This window comes from Vreelandella boliviensis LC1 (genome assembly GCF_000236035.1).
Classification (GTDB): domain Bacteria; phylum Pseudomonadota; class Gammaproteobacteria; order Pseudomonadales; family Halomonadaceae; genus Vreelandella; species Vreelandella boliviensis.
This window is the reverse complement of sequence record NZ_JH393257.1, coordinates 316,368-335,024: the sequence shown is the minus strand read 5'-3', so window position 1 is coordinate 335,024 and position 18,657 is coordinate 316,368. Positions and strand designations below refer to the sequence as shown.

Below are 18,657 nucleotides of genomic sequence, written 5' to 3'. Positions count from 1 at the left end.
GGGGGGGCCCCCCCGCTTTAGCCGATAATATTCGGAATAAAAAAGGCTAAGAAGAGATCCCAATAAATCATGCCGCCCCCTCCGCTTTTTGCTTACCGGCAGGTCGTAAGAGAGCGGCAATCAGGATGGCGCCAATGACCCAGCCTGGGTGGATGCCGAGCCAGTAGATCAACCCTGCGGCAATAATGGCTATGACAATACTTATCAGCCAGCCAAGGGCGGCCCGTGATTTATCAAAAAAGTCCCAGGTGAGTTGTGCCATCATCACCATTACCACAGGCACGACCGCTTGGCCCATACCGCGAATCCATGCCACATCGCGGTATCGGCTGAAAATGCCTAACATGACAATCATTGCCACAATCATCGGGACGATAATGGCAATGACGGCGGCGATACAGCCGGTGATACCGGCCACACGGTAGCCAATATAGCCGGGCATTTTGGTGGCGATTGGACCGGGTAAGGTATTGCCAATCGCCAAGACGTCGGCAAACTCTTCGTCGGTTAACCAGTGGTGGCGGGTGACGACCTCGGCGCGAACTAAGGGAATCATCGCGGGGCCTCCGCCGAAGCCAAAGATGCCGACGCGGAAAAAGGCCCAGAACAGTTGCCAGGAGGCGGCGGGTGGATTCATGGGCGCGCATCCCGCAGAGTCAACGAGGAGACCAGAAGCATATCCAGACCTTATTTATCGTTTGTAGGTTAAAAAATCGATTATCTTGTCTAAAATAGAATATAGGTAGTGCTCGATCCGGCGTCAACCGTGAAAAATAGAATGAGCATCGGGAGCTGAGATGAATAAAGGACATCGTCATGAATAATTCTTTACCTACGTCGGCTAAGCCAGTAGGGCCAGCAGGTACTGCATCAAGTCGTGTTTTTGATCATTTACGTAGAGATTTGGTGGGCGGGCGTTTTGTTGCCGGCGAAAAGCTTGCTATCAATGCGCTAAAGGATCGCTACCAAGTAGGATTGAGCCCGCTACGGGAAGCGCTCAATAGATTGGCTGCTTATGGGTTGCTAGTGCAGGAAAATCAGCGCGGTTTTCGCGTGCCGAAGCTGTCAAGGGATGAGCTGGATGATATTGCCCAGATGCGCTTGGAGATGGAAGGGATGGCGTTAGAGCGGGCTGTTGCTAACGGTGACTCGCTTTGGGAGGCCGATTTGTTGGCAGCCGCGCACCGTTTGAAACGAGCTGATATTAGCCTGGATAAAGGCGAGGAGTGGGAGCATCTGCATACTCAGTTTCACCGTACGTTGGTGGCGCCGTGTGGGTCAGTCTGGCTGTTACGTTTTATTGAGCAGTTGCACGACCAGTTCGATCGCTACCGACGCCTGGGGCCAAAGATGCCGACGATTCGTCAAGAGCTGGATGAACAGCACCATCAACTCGTGGAGCTGGCACTGCAGCGGGACGCCAAAGCAGCGCGTGAATTAATGGACGACCATATTCACAAATCTTATGAAGTCGCCCTGAAGCGCTATCAAGATCACGTGTAGTTGGTAACAAACATTATCAACCAACAGTTGGTAAACTGCAGCGCATAGGGTGTCGGTCATCGCCGACCAGATAAGTAAAGAGGGTGCTATGCACACAGATAAGCAAATAGTTGCGCAAACGCTGAAATGGGTGCGTACCTTCATTGTGGCGCATGATATTTGCCCATTCGCTCAACGGGAGCTAGCGCGTGAAACCATCCGTGTTGAGGTTGTGCGCTCCAAGAAAATCGAAGTGGCGCTTGAGGAGTTGATGGTTGAAGTACAGTGGCTGGATGAGCATCCGGAAACAGAAACGACGCTGCTGGTATTCCCAACACTTTTCAAAAGCTTTGATCACTACCTGGATTTTGTTGAGCTGGCTGAAAGCATTCTCGTTGACCAGGGTTATGAAGGGATCTATCAGCTCGCCACCTTTCACCCCGATTACTGCTTCGATGGAACTGAGCCCGACGACGCCTCTAACTATACCAATCGCTCTCCCTACGCCATGGTGCATCTGCTGCGCGAAGAGAGCGTCGAAAAGGCGATTGAGTTTTACGGCGATACTGACGCTATCCCCGAGCGCAATATCGCTAAGTTAACGGCAATGGGCAGTGCCGATGCAGAGCAACAGCTGCAAGCCTGTTTTGACGTGAATGATTAGGGTTTAAGCTGAATGGCTGGGGTTTGAAATTAACTGCTAAGGCCTGTGAATCACTAGCTGGTGTTTACCTTTGCTTTTAGCCGCATACAAGGCGCTATCCGCAAGTTGTAGCACCGTATCAATATGTAGACCGTGGTGTGGCCACCAGGCGGCGCCCAAACTACAGCCAACGTGGGCGCGTTTGTTTTCGGGTAATAAAATCGGTTGGGCGATAGCGGTCAGTAAACGTCTACTAACCTCATGGGTCAGCATTTCCAAGTGCTCCTGTTTGGTTTTAAGCACCATTACGAACTCGTCGCCACCCAGGCGCGCCACCACATCGCCACTGCGCAGGGCGGTCTTCAGGCGCTGAGTGATCTCAATGAGGAGCAGATCCCCTGCATGGTGGCCCAGCTCATCGTTGACCTGTTTAAAACCATCCAGATCGATGTACATCACCGCCATGCTCTGTTTGTTCCTTTCAGCTTCTGGAATGGCGAGCTGCAGGTATTGGTTAAGAAACGCACGATTGGGCAGACCCGTCAGCGGGTCGGTATTGGCTAAATCTTCCAAGCGGTGGATCGTCTGCCGTTGATCCAGCAAGCGGCTAACCATATTGCGCATAGAGGTCGACAGGCGTTTCATTTCTGGAGAGCCACTTTCCAGAGGAATACAGTAGGCGTGCTCGCCATCCTGTATTTTATCGGCGGCACTGGCTAAGCGAGAGAGAGGGGCTACCATGCGAGAGGCAATCATCCAGCCCGCCATTGCAAATAACAGTGCCAAGAGTATACCTATGCCCATAATCGCTGCCTGTAGCTCTTCGACAGGGGCAAAGGCGGTAGATACCGGTTTACGACTAACGGCAACCCAGCCTAGGCCAGAGAAGTCTTCAAAGCCGCTGCTGCGCGCATAGCCGGTGACAAACTGTTCGCCATTGGGCCAGGTTTCAATCGCCCATTGCGGCGATGTGTATGTCGGGCCTGGTATGTGTTTTAGGCTGTTTAGCGTTTGACCTATAAGCGCCTCCGGACCCAGCAGTACGGTACCGTTAGCTGAAAGCAGTAGCATCTCGGCATCTTGCCGCTGCAGAGTGGGAGCGAACATGGAGTGCTGAATATATTCGGCCCACTGCCAACTCAAATGTACTGCCAGAACGCCCTGGAGTTCTTCATTGCGGTCATACACCGGGGTGGCAATGTCGACAAATTTAAGCGCTTCACCGCTGGGGTTGGGCAGTAGCTGTGCGAGTAACACTGCCTCATGAACATCACCTATCCAGAGCGCCTCGCGCCCTTCCATAAATACGGGCCTTTGCGCGATTGAAACGCCTTCTAAAATTCCTTCAGTTGCTGCTTGAACAGTACCTTCTGGATCGGTAAAGCCAATCCAAGACACCACGTTGTGGTTGTCTTGTAAACGCTCTAGCTGTTCCCGAAGAACGTTCGTATTCGTGTCATTGGTGAGCGCCTGCATAGCTAATAGGAGTTTGACCTCCTTAATGCGCGCATCCATGTTGCGATCCAGCTTATCTATCATTTGATAGGCTGCTTCGGCGGTCGCATTACCAATATTATCTTCCATTTGCTGCGCAGATTCCCGCGATGCCACCCAGCCCAGTAGCAGCGTTGTGGCAAACACCAATGTGGCAATCAGGGCAATAAATCGCGAGCGCAGCGAGAAGCGTGAAAATAACCAAGCTTGAACAGACATAATTTGCCATCACAGAGAAAGAATTTATTTAATTTCATTATTATTATGTAGAGAAAACGTACCCTATTCTGTCAATATTTGCATTTTACTGTCTGTAATTTTTATTAATGTTAGCGTTGGCTCGATGGTAAAGGGCCAGCCGAGCTGGCCCCGAAGTGCGGTCTAGAACGCCTCTCTAAAACTCTTCCCAATCGGGTGTGGCGCTAGGCAATTGTTTAGATTGATAAGAGCGATGAGTAGCAGCAGTCCGCTGTGAGCTAGTGATGGCGGGGCTTGCTGTGCCACTGTTAGTGGCGTGCTTGAGTTTGAAGGTGGTGACTAGCTCGGCCAAACGGGTGGCTTCATCCTGGAGTGATGCGGATGCCGTACTGGTCTCTTCAACCAACGACACATTTTCCTGAGTGGCGGAATCCATCTGAGAAACTGCCGTACTCACTTGGCTAATGCCCGACTCCTGCTCTTTTGCGGCGAGAGCGAGCTCTTGCATCATTTCCGTCACTTTACGAATTGCTTCGTTAATTTCCGCCATATCATGGCCATTTTGCGCTGCTTGCTCCGCACCCACCACAATACGCTGCGAGATATCTTCAATCATGGTGCGTATTTCTTTCGAAGAGGTGGAGGTCTTTGTGGCTAATGAGCGAACTTCACTGGCAACCACCGCAAACCCCCTGCCATGCTCTCCTGCACGAGCGGCCTCCACCGAGGCATTCAACGCCAGGATATTGGTTTGAAAGGCGATAGAGTCAATCACCTGAACAATATCGTGGACTTTGTGTGAGGTTTCTTCCAGCTCGCGCATCAGTAGGCTGGTGCGCTCTGAGGCCTGTTTACCGGTATTCGCCTGTTGCGCTGCGTCTTGGGTTAGTTGCTGTGCTTGACCGGCGGTGTCGGCGTTCTGCCGCACAATTGATGAAATTTCATCCATACTTGCGGCGGTTTGTTGCAATGCCGCGGCTTGTTGCTCGGTACGTGAGGCGAGGTCCTGGCTGCCGCTCGCGATTTGTTTGGAACTAGAGGCGACGGCTTCGCTACTTTGATTGAGTGTGCCAATCATCTCCTCCAGGCGCTCTTGCATATCCTCCATGGCACTATAAAGGCGACCGATCTCATTACGTCCCCTGCCTTCAATGTGACTGGTTAAGTCACCTTTAGCTACATTCTCACATATCCTAACCGCCCGCTGGAGTGGATTAATAACGAGCCGGTTAATCATGATCTGCACCACGATATAGAGGACAATGGCCGCTAAAATGAGTACGCCTACCGTAATGCCAAACATTATGCTGTCGCGTTGAGCTTCCGAATACACTTGGTTGCCTCTGCTCAGTGCGTAGTCGTTAAAGTGACTGATGGCAGTGCTGAAGCTGGAAAATTGTTGATTGATGGGATCCCGATATGCATCAAGTGCCTCATAACGGGCATTGGCTAAATCCTCTCTGAGTGTGTTAGTGACAATAAGGTTGTAGCTATCAACAATCGCATCAATCAGCGGGCGTCGCTCTGAGTCGCTCGGTAGCTCAAGGCTAGTGAGTTCCGCAATGCGTTGATCGGATTTTTCCAAGCTCTGTCGTGCGTCTCCTAGTGCCCGTTCTGCGCTGATTGCGTTGCCAACGCGGTAGTGCTGCGACATACGCTCCAACCTTACCCGAACTTCCATCAAATTCGTTTCTGCTCGGTTGGCAGCACTCGCTTGCTGAGCGCTTATTTCATTAATTTCTGATAGCAGCTGTGCGGCCTCGCGCTCTTCCATTACACCCATACTACCCAGTACTATGATCATCGCTAAAAGCACGATCAGTGCACCGGCAATCACTTTTTTAACGGATATGTTTTGCATCGATATGCCTCCAAATGCTCCCAGCACCTGTATTGATGCTTAAGGGCGTTTTAAAAGGTACCAATTGCTTGTTAATTTGGCGGGTTAATTAAGCTGTTTTTAATATATTATATTTTTAAATGCTTAATCACAGTAAAGTTGTATAGTTAAATGTTTGCTTGCTATTTGAAGGGGAGTTATTCAGTTGTATTTAAAATAAAAGTCTTTAGGCTTTTTCGATGATTAAAAGAGGGGGGTAATTTCTATAGAGAAAGAGGGTGGGGGAAAAGGGGTAAGAAACAAAGGCCGAATTAGGGGCGTAAACTCCTAACTCAAGCCATTGCTTTCAATCGTTACATTAAACGTAACGGTTAAAGTGTCTTATGCATCACATAAGTGTCGACAAACCCAAGGCGTGCATGGCGGTAAGCGTTTGGTACGGTACCCACAATGCTAAAACCAAGCTTCTGCCATAGCGCGACCGCCACTTCATTGGTGGCCACCACGGCGTTGTACTGCATGGCTAGAAACCCAAGTTCCCGTGCTTGCTGCTGGGAGTGCTCGCACATGGCGCGTGCTACGCCTTTGCCCCGTGCGGCAGGGGTGACCATATAACCACAGTTACATATATGATCGCCGGGGCCCGACGCATTGGTTTTTAGATAGTAAGCGCCCAGCACTTGACCATTTTCATCTTTGGCAGCCACGCTGGCGTTAGGCGTTTTAAACCATAGCTGACGGGCAGCTTCGTAGCTGATATCGGGATCAAACGCATAGGTCTCTTGCGCTGCGACAATGGCTTGGAAAGTTGGCCAGAAAGCAGCAAAATCGTCATCCGTCATCGAAGAGAAAGCGAGAGTGGTCATAAATATCCTGTATTGAGATGCGCTTACCGAGCAACCTCTGCCACAATCTCGTAGCTGCGTAGACGGTCAGTATGATTATAAAAATCGCTATTAATCATAAGCTCATCGGCGCCAGTGCGCGATTGGAACTCTTCAAGCTCCGCTTTAACCGTCTCTGGCCCGCCAATAATCGCCGCGCCTAAAAACTGGCTTACTTGGGCCTGCTCAACCGGCGACCAATCGAGCTGTTCAACCGGTGGCTGTGACTGAGTCGGTTTACCGCGAATCAGATTTAAAAACTTCTGCTGTGCAGTCGTGGCCAGGTAGTGAGCCATCGCATCGCTCTCTGCGGCCATCACGGGTAATCCAACCATAGCATGGGGCTTATCCAGGTGTTCCGAGGGTCGAAAATTGTCGCGATATAAGCGCAGGGCCTCAAATAAATAGCCTGGTGCAAACTGCGCGGCAAACGCAAACGGCAAGCCCAGTTTTGCCGCCAGCTGAGCGCTGTAGCCGCTGGAACCCAGTAACCAAATAGGCACATGGGTGCCCTGGCCAGGCACTGCTTTCACACGCTGCTGGGGCTCTGCATCGTCTAAGTAGCTGCGCAATTCGTTAAGTAGTTGCGGAAAATCATCTACCCCCGCATGGACGTTGCGACGCATTGCCTGCATGGTGGCTCCATCCGAGCCTGGTGCGCGACCTAGGCCCAGGTCAATACGGCCAGGGTAAAGCGTTTCCAGGGTGCCGAATTGTTCGGCAATCACCAGCGGTGGATGGTTAGGCAGCATAATCCCGCCGCTACCCACGCGGATAGTGGACGTTTGCCCTGCTATGTGGCCGATCAATACCGAGGTCGCTGCACTGGCGATACCGGCGATATTGTGGTGCTCGGCAAGCCAGTAACGGGTAAAACCCAGCCGCTCGGTTAATTGTGCAAGGGCAACGCTATCGCGGAAGGTTTCTGCGGCACTGCCGCCCTGGCGGATAGGCGCCAGGTCAAGGACGGAGAGTGCCGTGGAAGCGAGTTGGCTCATGGATCACCTGCAAAAATCGTGGGCGCGTAGAGTGAGAAATTGCTTAGCGCGCTTGGTAATTACACGTTATGCGGCCAGTGCAGGTGAATTGCAAGGTGTGGGATTGCAACAGGTGGTGCTCGCTATGTCACAAGCATTCACTCAAGCGGCGGGGTGGGGCGAATAAGAATTTCATTCACATCGACATGGGCAGGCTGTGCCAGCGCGTAAACCACCGCATTGGCGATATCGCGGTCTTCTAAGGCATGGGTCGGCGGTTGATCAAAAAAGGGTGTGTCGACCATTCCCGGTTCTATCAGCGTTACCCGCATGCCGGTACCGCGCAACTCTTCACGCAGATTATAGCCGATTCCTGTGACCGCCCATTTGGTCGCGCTATACATAGAGCCTGGAATGGTCGTGCGGCCTGCCGCAGAGCCGGTTAACAACACATGGCCTTGGCTACGTTTTAGGGCGGGCAAGCAGGCCTGAATAGTGAGGCCCACCCCATAGATATTAGTGAGGATCATCTCACGCCATGCGTCGTGGTCAGCTTCACTAAAGCCGCCCGGCGTGCCGCCACTGCCAGCGTTGGCAAAGACGGCATCCAGGCGGCCAAAGGTTTCCAGTGCCTGCTCAACCATGGCCTGCTGCTGCTCCATGTTGGTCACGTCCAGCGCGCAGGTCAGCACGTTTTCCGGCCCCAGCTCTTGCGCTAGAGTGGTGAGCTTGTCGCTAGAACGGGCGGCCAGTACCAGTTTATAGCCTTCACGTGAGGCTGCTCGGGCGGTGGCTGCACCGATGCCGCTAGATGCGCCGGTAATTAATAGCACGCCGGTATGCATGGGTTGCGCTCCTTGCTTGGTTCGTCAGGTAAGCTTTTAGCATGGCTAAGGTGACGGCATCCTGCAAATAATTGCCTTACCAGCCTGCTATGGCTTTGCTAATTGACCGTTACAGGAGAGCCCTCCTGCTTTACGTTTTATTATCTTTACGTTTTAGCATCGCGGAGAGATCGAGAATAGCCTGGGCCATATCCGCCATGCTTTTGCTTTGATCCATCGAAGTTTTACGCAGAAAGCGGTAGGCCTCTTCTTCACTCATCTCTTGGTGAGCCATGATAAGGCCCTTGGCGCGTTCGATCAGTTTGCGTTCACGTAGCGCTTTACGGGTATTTTCGAGCTCATCGCTAAGCCCCTGTAAACGGCTGGCCTGGGCTTGAGTGAGTTCAATCAGCGAGCGGCCTAATGGCGAGGTGAGGGCGTTGGCCGTCAGGTCGCCTAGTGGTTGTCCATCATTAAGCGCCAGCAGTTGTTCGCAAGGCGCAGGAGCATAAGTACAAGGCTGCGTTTTAGCTTTTTCTAAAGCGTCCTCGGCCTGGGCGATTTTGCGGTGGCAAAGCACGCTTAGCTGTGAGATTAGCGCATCTTCAACCATTTTCATTGAGTCGATACGCAGGGTGGTCAGTTCGTACCAGGTTTCACCCAGTGTATCCGGTGTCTCTTTGGGCGTTGATTGCGATGCTGATGAGCGCTGGCAGGCGATATCGCGCAACTGGCAAATACCCGACAGCGTGCGCGGTAAAAGCTCCTTTTGCCATGCCTGCTGCGCTTCAGGCGTAGCGAACTCTACAAAGGTGTCAAAGCAACGCTGTTGATCCGTCATTAGTTGGTTTAGCAGAGCTCGGTGGGGCTCATCGAAGTGGCCATGGGTAAAGCCAAAGGCGCCACAGGCGCGCTCCTGGCCAGCCAGTTCTTTGCCCTGCATTAAGTGGAAGATGGCGACCAGGGTGCGGGTAATATCAGGATCGATAGAGGTGTCAGCGGCCTCAAACACAATGGCCAGCAGTCCACTGGTCAACTGGTTAAAGGCCTGAGTCGCCGCATCGGGTGTGATGGCAAAGGTATCGATGGCTTGGCGAAGCGCGCCAAGTTCGTCGAGCGCGTACCAAACGGCGGCAATCCGGCGCAGTAAGCGCGCGGCAGCCTGGGGGCGGGCTTCCTCGCTGAGCGCTTCCAGCCGTTGGCGCATTAATGTTTCGGCCTGCTGACTGTGCTCACGGTAGGTGTCGCGGCGGTTTTTGAAGCGTTGACCCTGGGAGGCTAGGTAAATCGTCGAGGCGCCTCGTTCACGCTGGAGCATGTGAATAAAGCGACTAATGTCGCCGACAATATCGGCGGTGGTGGCAAGGTGGGTAAGGTTGTCGATATCGCAACGAATGGCGGTTAAGAGCAGTTGCTGCGCTGAAGACATAGAAATTTCCTTGGTGACTCGCCGCCTAAATGTAAACACTCCCATAGCGTTTTCTCCCATACCCAGACCAGGCATATGGGAGTGAATAGGAACGTATGGGAGTATGAGTTTACGTATGAGTATAAAAGTGTACTGGAAAGCGCTTAGCGTAACGACAGAGCGCCTGCGCCTACGTCATCACCTACTGCATCGCGGTAGGCTTTGGCCTCTTCGGCTTCGGTGGCATCACTAAAGCGTACCAGCAGCACGCAGGAGGCCAATATCAGCACCGTGAGACCTAAATAGAACAGGCCTTGCTGGTAGGTCAGGCTTTCGCTGCGGAATAGGAAAGCAGCGCCTACAGCGCCCACATTACCACCAGCACCGACAATGCCCGCGACGGCACCCAAGGCTTTTTTATTGATAAACGGGACAACACCGTAGGTAGCGCCTTCTGCCATCTGCACAAACAGGCTGAACACGAGCATGATACCAATAGCCAGGCTCAATACGTGCATCTGCGAGAACGCTACCAATGCAATACCTTCGCAAACTAATGCAATAAACAGCCAGCGAACGCGTCCTTTCAAGCCCCCTTGCTTGGCGAAAAGATCCGAGAAAACGCCCCCCAGGGTACGCGCAAAAATATTCATTAACCCGAACAAGCCAGCGATCAGGCCTGCGGTAGCCAGGGTGAGATCAAACTTATCGAAGAAGTAGATGGCAGCAATATTGTTGATCGTCAGCTCCACGCCAAAGCAGAGGCCGTAGACAACGAACAGTGCCCAAACACGAATATCCTTGGCGGCGGCTAGGAAACTTTGGCCTGCGCCGTTCTCACCTGTCGCTTCAGGCAGCTCGCCGCGTGCGCGTAGCTCGCTGAAGTTACCGTTGGGCGCATCCTGGGTGAAAAACCAGTAACCAATACCGGTAAAGAACATCACTACGCCTGGTACCATCATCGCCAAACGCCAGCCAAAGGCTTCGTTAACGCCCAGCATCAGCATGCCAGAGAAGATCAGCGGCATCAGAATTTGTGTGGTGCCACCGCCTAAGTTGCCCCAGCCCGCGCTGGTAGCGTTGGCGGTACCAACCACATTGGGGGCGAACATCATTGACGTGTGGTACTGGGTAATCACGAAGGAGGCACCAATGGCCCCAATGGCTAAGCGCGCCAATAGAAAGGTTTCAAAACTATCGGCTAAGCCAATGCCCATCACCGGAATAGCACCTAACAGCAGTAGCCCGGTATAGGTTTTACGCGGGCCGATTCGGTCGCAGAGTACGCCAATGGCAAGGCGCACAATGACGGTAATCGCCACCGAAGCAATAATAGTATTGCCGATTTGTGTTTGGGTTAGAGAAAGGTCTTCACGAACAATCGCCATGAGCGGGGCGATGCCGAACCAGCCGAAGAAACAGATATGAAACGCGAACCATGAGAAGTGGAAAGCGCGCATCTGAGGGGTCGAGAAGTTAAATAACCGAATGCGGTTGGCTTTGTTGCGTATGTCCATGGGATGGCCTCACGGGGCATAAAACGAGTTGATCGCAACGCAACGCAAACGAGCTAGCGCGTTACGCAAACAATTGACGAGAACATGCCTTCACCGTTGAAGGTCAGGTTCGACGCACTCGTACCCAGTTGGGCCTGGTCCACGCCTACCACCACTGGTAGGAGTTATGCAGGTAGTTTGCCAGTTGATTGTTTGTTGCTAAGAATCAGCATGTTAATTTATTTCTGCTGTGCGTGTGAGCGATGAGCGATCAAGGCTATGCTGCATGATTGGGCATGCAGTGCCGCATTTTGCGGCATCTTGGTGCTATACGGTTCTTAAAAGCAGATTCTTAAACGCAGGGTTTAAAAAGAAGAGTTTTAAAAGAAGAGTTTTAAACGTAGTTGGCGTCGCCCGCTATTCATGCAAATAGACGGCGTCTATATCAAGCGTGGAGTGGCTGCCGATGGCATCGAAGTGCTCGCTTAACCAGCGCTCGGCGGCTGCTTGGCCCTGTTCACATAGATGGCATAGAAAAGCCCACTCGGAATTGGATTTGCTGGAGACTGAGAGCCCCTCAAGCGCCTGTTCACCGCTGATGCGGTGGAACAAAGCCTGTTGGTAGCAGTTTTCAATTCCTTGCTCATCGAGGGCGTGCTTAAGCAACGCGATCATGCGGATCTCTTTAATTAGTGCAGAGTTAAAGGTGATCTCGTTAAGACGGTTCATAATGGCCGATGCCGTAGTGGGCACTTCATTACGGCTGATAGGATTAATTTGTATCAGCAGAATATCTCGCGCGCTGCACTCCTCTATGAGCGGGAATAGCGCCGGATTACCCATATAGCCGCCATCCCAATACGCTTCGCCGTCGATCTCTACCGCTTGGAACATAAAGGGTAAGCAAGCAGAAGCCATCACAGCATCAACGCTCATCTCTTCGCGATGAAACACGCGCTGTTTACCTGTGCGTACGTTAGTGGCCGCTACAAACAGCTTGAGCTGCTGGCATTTTCTGACTCTCTCAAAATCAATATGGTTCGCCACTATATCGCGCAGCGGATTTAGGTTGAGCGGGTTGAGTTGATAGGGGGAGGCCACACGGCTTAACAGATCCATCGCAATAAAACCGGGCGAATGATCCAGGCTCCAGTTGCCGGTCAATATATCCATAGGGGAGCGGCGGATGGGGCTGGCCATACCCGCACGGCTCACCGCTTGCCAAAAATCGTGCAGCGCTTGCCGCGCGGTCTCTTTATCACCCCGTGTTAGCGCATCGGCCATCACCACGCCGTTCATCGCCCCGGCGCTGGTGCCGCTGATACCCTCAATTTCAATGCGATCATCTGCCAGAAGGCGATCAATCACACCCCAGGTATAAGCTCCGTGAGCGCCGCCACCTTGTAACGCGAGGTCTAGCTTTTTGACCTTTGCCATATGCTTTTCCCATTGCCTGCTTTTAAGGAGTGTGATTGCAGTGAAAACAGCATGACATAGGCAGCTAGAGAAGACGAAAGGCTATTTAGCGGACAGCTCCACAATGAGCACTCAAGGGAGTGGCTTCAACAAAGAGGCGCGTAGTTTTCCTCCTCTTTAAGGTGCCCCCTATAGCGGTGAGTGATGGCTGGGCGAGTATGGCGCCTCAAATATGGCGTGCTCCATTAGGTTGTCCAGCTGAAGGGCAAGCTGCTGGCTGGCTTCTTCCATCACGCCTAAGGCGGCCAATTGACCATTGCGGTCGCCCAAGCGGGCAAACTTAAGCGCTTCAGCGCCGCTTTCGTGCATGCGGCGATGCGGTGCCGCCAGCGCTCGATAAGCCTCGGTGCAAGCGTAACGCTGATAGCCTTCACCCTGCTGGTGCCAGCGGCCTAAACGACATTGGTGGTGGTCTTCTAACAGGGTATCTGTGTTGGCAGATAGTAGCTGCTTATAAAGTCGGCACTTCCACACCGCATGATCAAGCTTAGCGGAGTGTAAAAATGCAGCAGTGGCGCTGTGATGAATCACTTTGTGCATATGCAGGGTTTGATCAGCAAGTTGATACAATGCTTGCTTGGCTGTTTGCGCCGAGTGGGCTATCTCATCGTCTGCCAAGCGCTTTTTCACCACGGCTTGTGAGTGCTCTCTTACTTGGCTATTAACTTGCTCCATCAGCAAGCTGAGCTGGTGGCTAAATCGGTGCATATTAAGCGCTAAGCGGTGCACGTCATCTGCAATGGCTGCCAGCCCTGGAGACTGCTGGTTAGTGGGGGCAGTGCTGCCAAGTAGACCTTGGCTATGGGCTGTTTCAAGCGCCGTGCTAACCGCTAACGCTTGGGCATGGCCCGCATTCCGCGAGAGGGCGACCTGCAACTGGTTTAGGGCGTGTAAGGTTTTGGCTAGCACTAACGGGGGTAACGCTTCGGCATGCTCTGTGTTGAGGCAACGCTGATCAAGGGTATTGACGGCTTGTTCAGCTGCGGCGATTAAATTAGCCGTTTCCGTTAATGTGGAGCGCTCGCCGGCAAGCTGGTCGGCGTATTCCTGAATGCCGCTATTTAGAGAAGCCAGCATATCTGTACCCCTCGCCTGTAGCATGCCGATGGATTGCGCCGGTTTCATCAGGCTTATTAAGCGGCAGCTGGGGGAAGGAGTAGCAGCGTCAAGCTGCTCTCGTAAATCGGCGACTTCCTGTTCCAGGCGGCGAATTTTTTGATACGGGTGCATAAAGGTGAACATGGCAGAGGCACCTACGGCAAATAGCAATACCTTGTGTTAATTTGTCACAAAGTATTGCAGAAGGTTCCTCCGAACGCCTGATTTAGTTGCCGTAAATGATGAAATTGAGCCACTGACTAGCTGCGAGACTGAGATTGTTAACGCTCACCTTGACTAAAAGTCCCGAAATTAGCGCTGGGCAAGCTGTGCGGCGTCCGCTGTGCAGCCTAGAAATGCTGAGGTGGCAAGCCACTCGGCATCGGGATAATAAGCGAAGACATACTGATCCTCTTTTAGGCTGTCGATCAGCGGGTAAGTAACGTCTTCACTTACCGCCGGACATCCATGACTGCGTCCGAGTCTTCCTGTTTGGGTGATGAACGCGTCGCTTACATAGTCAGCGCCGTGGATCACAATAGCGCGCTCAAACGCCAAGTCGTTGACGTTGGGTTCAAGGCCCTCTAGGCGTAGCGAATAGCCGTTGCGGCCATAATAGCTGTTCATGGTGCGAAATAAGCCAATGCTGGACTGATGGCTGTCGGGGGTATTGGAAAACGTCTCTGCTTGGGCGTCGCCGGAACCTTGTCCGTGAGAGACAAGCTCTTCGAAAAGCAATTTATGCTGGCGCAAATCAAATACCCACAGGCGGGGCTCTGTAGATGGCAGGGAGTAATCGATCACCGCTAGGCGCTCGGCATCCGGTTCGGCGCAATTAAGGGCTTGAGCGGCCAAACGCAGTGCGGCGGGCGATGCCTGGGGTGCTAGCTGCTGCAGTTGGTGGTGTAAAGGTAGTATGCCTGCGGGGGGAGTTGAAGCAACTTGGGCGAAGAAGCTGGCGGCGTGTAGCGGTAATGTAAATAATGCTAAAGGCAATGAAAACAGTAACGTGACAAGATGTGGACGAAGCGCCATATAAATCGATCCCGTTAGTAATATCAATCATGATGATGGGTAGCCGACTAAGATAAAAAAGAAGGTCGGCGGTGTAGAAGTCTATAGTAACGCAAGGAGAGGGCGATGAAAGAGATACAGTCACTAAGACGATGGACGATAGGGATCGCTCTATGTCTAACGCTTACCCACAGCCCTTTAGGCATCAGCAATGTGTATGCGGATTCAGCACCGTTACAACAGGCAATAGCCCAACAATTAAGCACTGTGGAAGCGCACCGGCTACCCACCGTTGCAGAGTTTTATCAGCTGCGCGATGGTCAGCCCGCCTGGCAGTCAGCGAGGACGGTTGAATCATTAGTCGCTGCACTAAATAGCTTGGAAACCGACGGCTTAGTACCCGAAGATTACCACGCTGACACGCTGCTCAATGAGTTTCAGCGTAGTCAGGCAGGTGGTGAAGTCGCTCAGGCGTCGTTTGATATTAAAGCGACTGCATCGCTGCTGCTAGCGTTGGATCATTTAGAGCGCGGCAAAGTGAACCCGCGTGATGTCGAGCCCCAGTGGGATGTGCCGCGCCCTGAACGTGGTTACTCGCTTGTGCGCGTTGTGCATGCCGTCGATGATCGTACGCTTGATAACGCCATCGCGCTGGCCCGGCCCTCATCAGCCGAATATCAGCAGTTGCGCGACGCCCTGAAGCAGCATTATCAGTTGGCTAGCTTAGGCAGCGTGCCCTATTTAGCCGCGCGGGATGAGTCGCTTAGGCCAGGGGACGAAGCTGACGGTGTTAATGTGCTGCGTCAACGTTTAGCGCTGTGGGGAGAGGCTGATTTGCAGGTGGCTGACAGCAGTGCTTATCCAATGATTGGGGTGCAGGTGGCGTCTAATAGGCGCACCTTTGATGCACCGCTAGAAGCTGCTGTGAGGCGTTTTCAGCGCCGCCATTTGCTGCAGGAAGATGGCGTGGTGGGTGAACAAACTCGTCTGGCATTGAATACTTCGGTGGCGTCACGAATCGATCAACTGCGGGTCAATTTAGAGCGCGCGCGGTGGATCCGTCCGATGCAGTCAGCTGAGCCAAGGGTATGGGTCGATATTGCAGGCTACCGGATGCATTACGTGCGCCCGAACGGCCAGCACTGGGATGCCCGGGTGGTGGTAGGAACACCGCATCGCGAAACGCCGATTATCCACTCCACGATCAGCCATTTAACCATTAACCCTTCCTGGACGATCCCACCGACGATTATGCGCGAGGATGTATTGCCCCAGGTGCGTGCCGATATCGATTACTTAGCGCGTAAAAACATCCAGGTGATTAGCCCCATGGGTGAGCCTCTCGTTGCAGAGGAGATTGATTGGCAGCGCCCCGGCGGCGTTATGTTGCGTCAAGTGGCGGGCGCGGGTAACCCGCTAGGTCGCGTCGTGGTTCGGTTTCCCAACGATGATATGATCTATTTGCATGACACCCCCGCAAGGGGTTTATTCCAGCGTGAACAGCGTGCACTCAGTTCAGGCTGTATTCGGGTTGAAGGCGTGGCTGAGCTAGCGCAAATGCTGCTGCAAGACACCGGCAGTCGTTACCAGATGAGTACGCTGTTAAATGGCGGTAGCGATCGCAATGTGAGTTTGCCCCAGCGTATTCCCATTGCACTGCACTATTTAACCGCGTGGCCGAATGCCGAAGGCGAGGTGGAGTTTAGGCCTGACATCTATCGTCGCGATGCGTCGCTACTGGCTGCATTGCAGCGCCCAGTGTAAGGTTGAGTATTTGTAGAATAATGCACGCCAACGTAAAACACCGCCTAGTTGAAGGCGGTGTTTTACGTATAGGCATTCGTTATTGGGTAGCGAAGTGCTAGTCGTCGCTTTCCTGCTGATAGTTAGCCACGCTAACCGGCCCGGTTTCGCCGCTTTCCAGCGCAGCTAACATTGGCGCAGCCTGGTTTTGGAAGGCAATAAGCGTGTCGCCGCTCAAACTAGTGTTTTCGGGTAGGGGAACGGTCATCGCATTCACCGGCGAGTTGTTGACGATGACTTCATAGTGCAGGTGAGGGCCGGTGCTACGACCTGTATTGCCTGACAGTGCAATACGCTCGCCCATCGTTACGCGTTCACCTTGCTTGACCAGCGGGCGTGAGAGGTGCAGGTAGCGCGTCCGGTAGCCATTGTCGTGACGGACGACAATATAGCGTCCTGCAGCGTGATGGTTACTCACGCGCTCAACGACACCATTAGCGGGAGCCGTTACCGGTGTGCCAATCGGCATGGCAAAGTCAGTGCCGTTATGGGGGCTAATACGGCCAGTGACCGGGTGCTTGCGCCGCGGATTGAAGCTGGAGCTTAACCGATAGCTGCCATCAAACGGGTGGCGGGCAAAGGCAGGATCCAAGCTGCCGCCCTCAGGCGTATAGAAATTATCGTCGCTGGCATTACGAACAACGGTTAAGTCCATGCGTTCGCCATCGTAATGAACCGCTAATACGCGAGAATCAAGCGTTTCCCCATCGATCATGTCGGACTCAACCAGCACCTGAAAACGGTCGCCGCGGCGGCTGTCACGCCGAAAATCGAGTTTCTTCTCAAGCAGCTTTGTCAGTTCTGTTACCGAGCCGCTGTTCAAGCCGGTCGCTTGGGCCGAACGCGCAAAACTACCGCTGACGCTACCTGCATAGAGGCGCTGAACAGGTTCGCCCTGGCGTTCAATAGTGGTGATGGCAAAGTGGTCTGCATCTTGCTCCAGCAATATGCCATCACGGGTATTTTTCATCATGCGAAGTGATAACAAACGCCCATCTTCATCCAACTGATAATCAAAGCTGTGGCCGGCGCGCCAATTCGTTAGCATGCGCTGATCGGGTAAATCCTCAAGCAGGGCCATCACTTCACTGTAGCCAAGGCCTAGTTCATTCTGTGCCAGTACGGCAAAAGTTTCGCCGGATTCAACAATGTGTGTTTTCCATTTAGGCACGAACGGTTCTTCTGCCGCCAGTTCTAAGTCCAGGAACGAGATATCGTCAAATAGCTCAACGCCGTAGTCTTCATAAGAGGTGGCGTCGGCTAGCTCAACAGAGGAGCTGTTATCTGCATCCAGCATTCCGCTGGTCAGCGTGCCCAGCACAATCGCCATATGCAGCGCGCCATCATCAAGGGCACCGCTGCCCAGTGCTGGAGTATTAATCATTGGTGCATTGAGTGATGCGGCATTCAGCACCGTGACATCACTACCTAGGGCTGATTGATTCGCCATACCGGCTTCTGCGCTGGCAATCACGTCAAGGTCAATGATCTCGGTTACTGTGAGTTCACTGAGAGGAATATTTTCGCGGGTGGCGTCGAGGGCGCGTGAGGCGCGGTCGATCGCATCTGCCACGGGGGTCCGTTCTTGACGTAGGGAAGGAACGCCCGGAGTAGAGTCGCTTGGAAGTGGTACCAGCACGCTTTCGAGTGGTGTATGTAGTTGATTTAAATCTTGGTATGTCGTCAATAATTTTTGTGTGCCCAGCACAGTGACCATTGTAGCCACGGGTAACAGTAATAATTTATGCGTGCGGGGCAGCGAATGAAGGATTCGCAACATGGGAAAATGGACCGCCGAGTTCGTGATTAAAAATAACTATAAAGTGAATAAACCCGTAAACCATACCCCATGAAAGCATGAGAGGATAGACTGTATGTCTATACATAAAATGTAATTTAATACAAATATGACAATAATAGACAAAGATTACTATTTATAAACACCGTTTGCTAACAAATGTAACCAATAAAGTGTGCTTAATAAATAACCTGAGTTAACCATAGACAAAAATAAAGTTTT

Annotated in this window: 15 protein-coding genes and 1 pseudogene; 3 read left to right on the top strand and 13 right to left on the bottom strand. The window is 52.7% G+C overall.

Features of this window, described 5'->3' with window-relative positions:
* Positions 1 to 71: pseudogene (locus KUC_RS20270) on the bottom strand (chromate transporter); the annotation flags it as partial.
* Positions 68 to 637, bottom strand: coding sequence for a chromate transporter (locus KUC_RS01465; protein ID WP_007111289.1), 570 nt, complete (start codon positions 635 to 637; stop codon positions 68 to 70). The pseudogene KUC_RS20270 and the gene KUC_RS01465, both read right to left, overlap by 4 nt.
* Positions 638 to 816: 179 nt before the next feature.
* Between KUC_RS01465 and KUC_RS01460 the strand changes: the two genes are divergently transcribed.
* Positions 817 to 1,503, top strand: a complete 687-nt coding sequence (locus tag KUC_RS01460) for a GntR family transcriptional regulator (protein ID WP_040479180.1) — start codon at positions 817 to 819, stop codon at positions 1,501 to 1,503.
* 88 nt (positions 1,504 to 1,591) lie between these two features.
* Positions 1,592 to 2,146 carry a DUF1415 domain-containing protein gene (locus KUC_RS01455; RefSeq protein WP_040479177.1) on the top strand — a complete coding sequence of 185 codons (555 nt, stop codon included), beginning with the start codon at positions 1,592 to 1,594 and terminating at the stop codon, positions 2,144 to 2,146.
* Positions 2,147 to 2,182: 36 nt separating this feature from the next.
* Here KUC_RS01455 and KUC_RS01450 read toward each other — a convergent pair whose 3' ends face one another.
* The 10 genes from KUC_RS01450 to KUC_RS01405 all read right to left on the bottom strand — a co-directional run bounded on the left by KUC_RS01450 (position 2,183) and on the right by KUC_RS01405 (position 14,855).
* Complete coding sequence (locus tag KUC_RS01450) at positions 2,183 to 3,838, bottom strand: sensor domain-containing diguanylate cyclase (protein ID WP_007111286.1); 1,656 nt, start codon at positions 3,836 to 3,838, stop codon at positions 2,183 to 2,185.
* Between the two features lie 175 nt (positions 3,839 to 4,013).
* Positions 4,014 to 5,678 carry a methyl-accepting chemotaxis protein gene (locus KUC_RS01445; RefSeq protein ID WP_007111285.1) on the bottom strand — a complete coding sequence of 555 codons (1,665 nt, stop codon included), beginning with the start codon at positions 5,676 to 5,678 and terminating at the stop codon, positions 4,014 to 4,016.
* Between the two features lie 350 nt (positions 5,679 to 6,028).
* Positions 6,029 to 6,523, bottom strand: coding sequence for a GNAT family N-acetyltransferase (locus tag KUC_RS01440; RefSeq protein ID WP_007111284.1), 495 nt, complete (start codon positions 6,521 to 6,523; stop codon positions 6,029 to 6,031).
* A 23-nt stretch (positions 6,524 to 6,546) separates the two neighbouring features.
* Positions 6,547 to 7,539 (bottom strand): LLM class flavin-dependent oxidoreductase, encoded by a 993-nt coding sequence (locus KUC_RS01435; RefSeq protein WP_007111283.1) that lies wholly within the window; start codon positions 7,537 to 7,539, stop codon positions 6,547 to 6,549.
* 137 nt (positions 7,540 to 7,676) lie between these two features.
* Positions 7,677 to 8,363, bottom strand: coding sequence for an SDR family oxidoreductase (locus KUC_RS01430; RefSeq protein ID WP_007111282.1), 687 nt, complete (start codon positions 8,361 to 8,363; stop codon positions 7,677 to 7,679).
* A gap of 130 nt (positions 8,364 to 8,493) precedes the next feature.
* Positions 8,494 to 9,771 (bottom strand): nitrate regulatory protein, encoded by a 1,278-nt coding sequence (locus KUC_RS01425; RefSeq protein WP_040479174.1) that lies wholly within the window; start codon positions 9,769 to 9,771, stop codon positions 8,494 to 8,496.
* Between the two features lie 143 nt (positions 9,772 to 9,914).
* Entirely contained in the window at positions 9,915 to 11,267 is a 1,353-nt protein-coding gene (locus KUC_RS01420) for a NarK family nitrate/nitrite MFS transporter (RefSeq protein ID WP_007111280.1), read from the bottom strand.
* Between the two features lie 396 nt (positions 11,268 to 11,663).
* Positions 11,664 to 12,683: a patatin-like phospholipase family protein gene (locus KUC_RS01415; protein ID WP_007111279.1), complete on the bottom strand. Its 1,020-nt coding sequence runs from the start codon at positions 12,681 to 12,683 to the stop codon at positions 11,664 to 11,666.
* 168 nt (positions 12,684 to 12,851) lie between these two features.
* Positions 12,852 to 13,964, bottom strand: coding sequence for a CZB domain-containing protein (locus tag KUC_RS01410; protein ID WP_040479171.1), 1,113 nt, complete (start codon positions 13,962 to 13,964; stop codon positions 12,852 to 12,854).
* A gap of 168 nt (positions 13,965 to 14,132) precedes the next feature.
* Complete coding sequence (locus KUC_RS01405) at positions 14,133 to 14,855, bottom strand: murein L,D-transpeptidase catalytic domain family protein (RefSeq protein ID WP_007111277.1); 723 nt, start codon at positions 14,853 to 14,855, stop codon at positions 14,133 to 14,135.
* 105 nt (positions 14,856 to 14,960) lie between these two features.
* On the opposite strand from KUC_RS01405, the gene KUC_RS01400 reads away from it, so the two are divergent.
* Positions 14,961 to 16,598, top strand: a complete 1,638-nt coding sequence (locus tag KUC_RS01400; RefSeq protein ID WP_040479169.1) for a L,D-transpeptidase family protein — start codon at positions 14,961 to 14,963, stop codon at positions 16,596 to 16,598.
* 97 nt (positions 16,599 to 16,695) lie between these two features.
* On the opposite strand, the gene KUC_RS01395 is transcribed toward KUC_RS01400, so the two are convergent.
* Complete coding sequence (locus KUC_RS01395; RefSeq protein ID WP_040479168.1) at positions 16,696 to 18,417, bottom strand: peptidoglycan DD-metalloendopeptidase family protein; 1,722 nt, start codon at positions 18,415 to 18,417, stop codon at positions 16,696 to 16,698.
* Positions 18,418 to 18,657 lie beyond the last annotated feature (240 nt).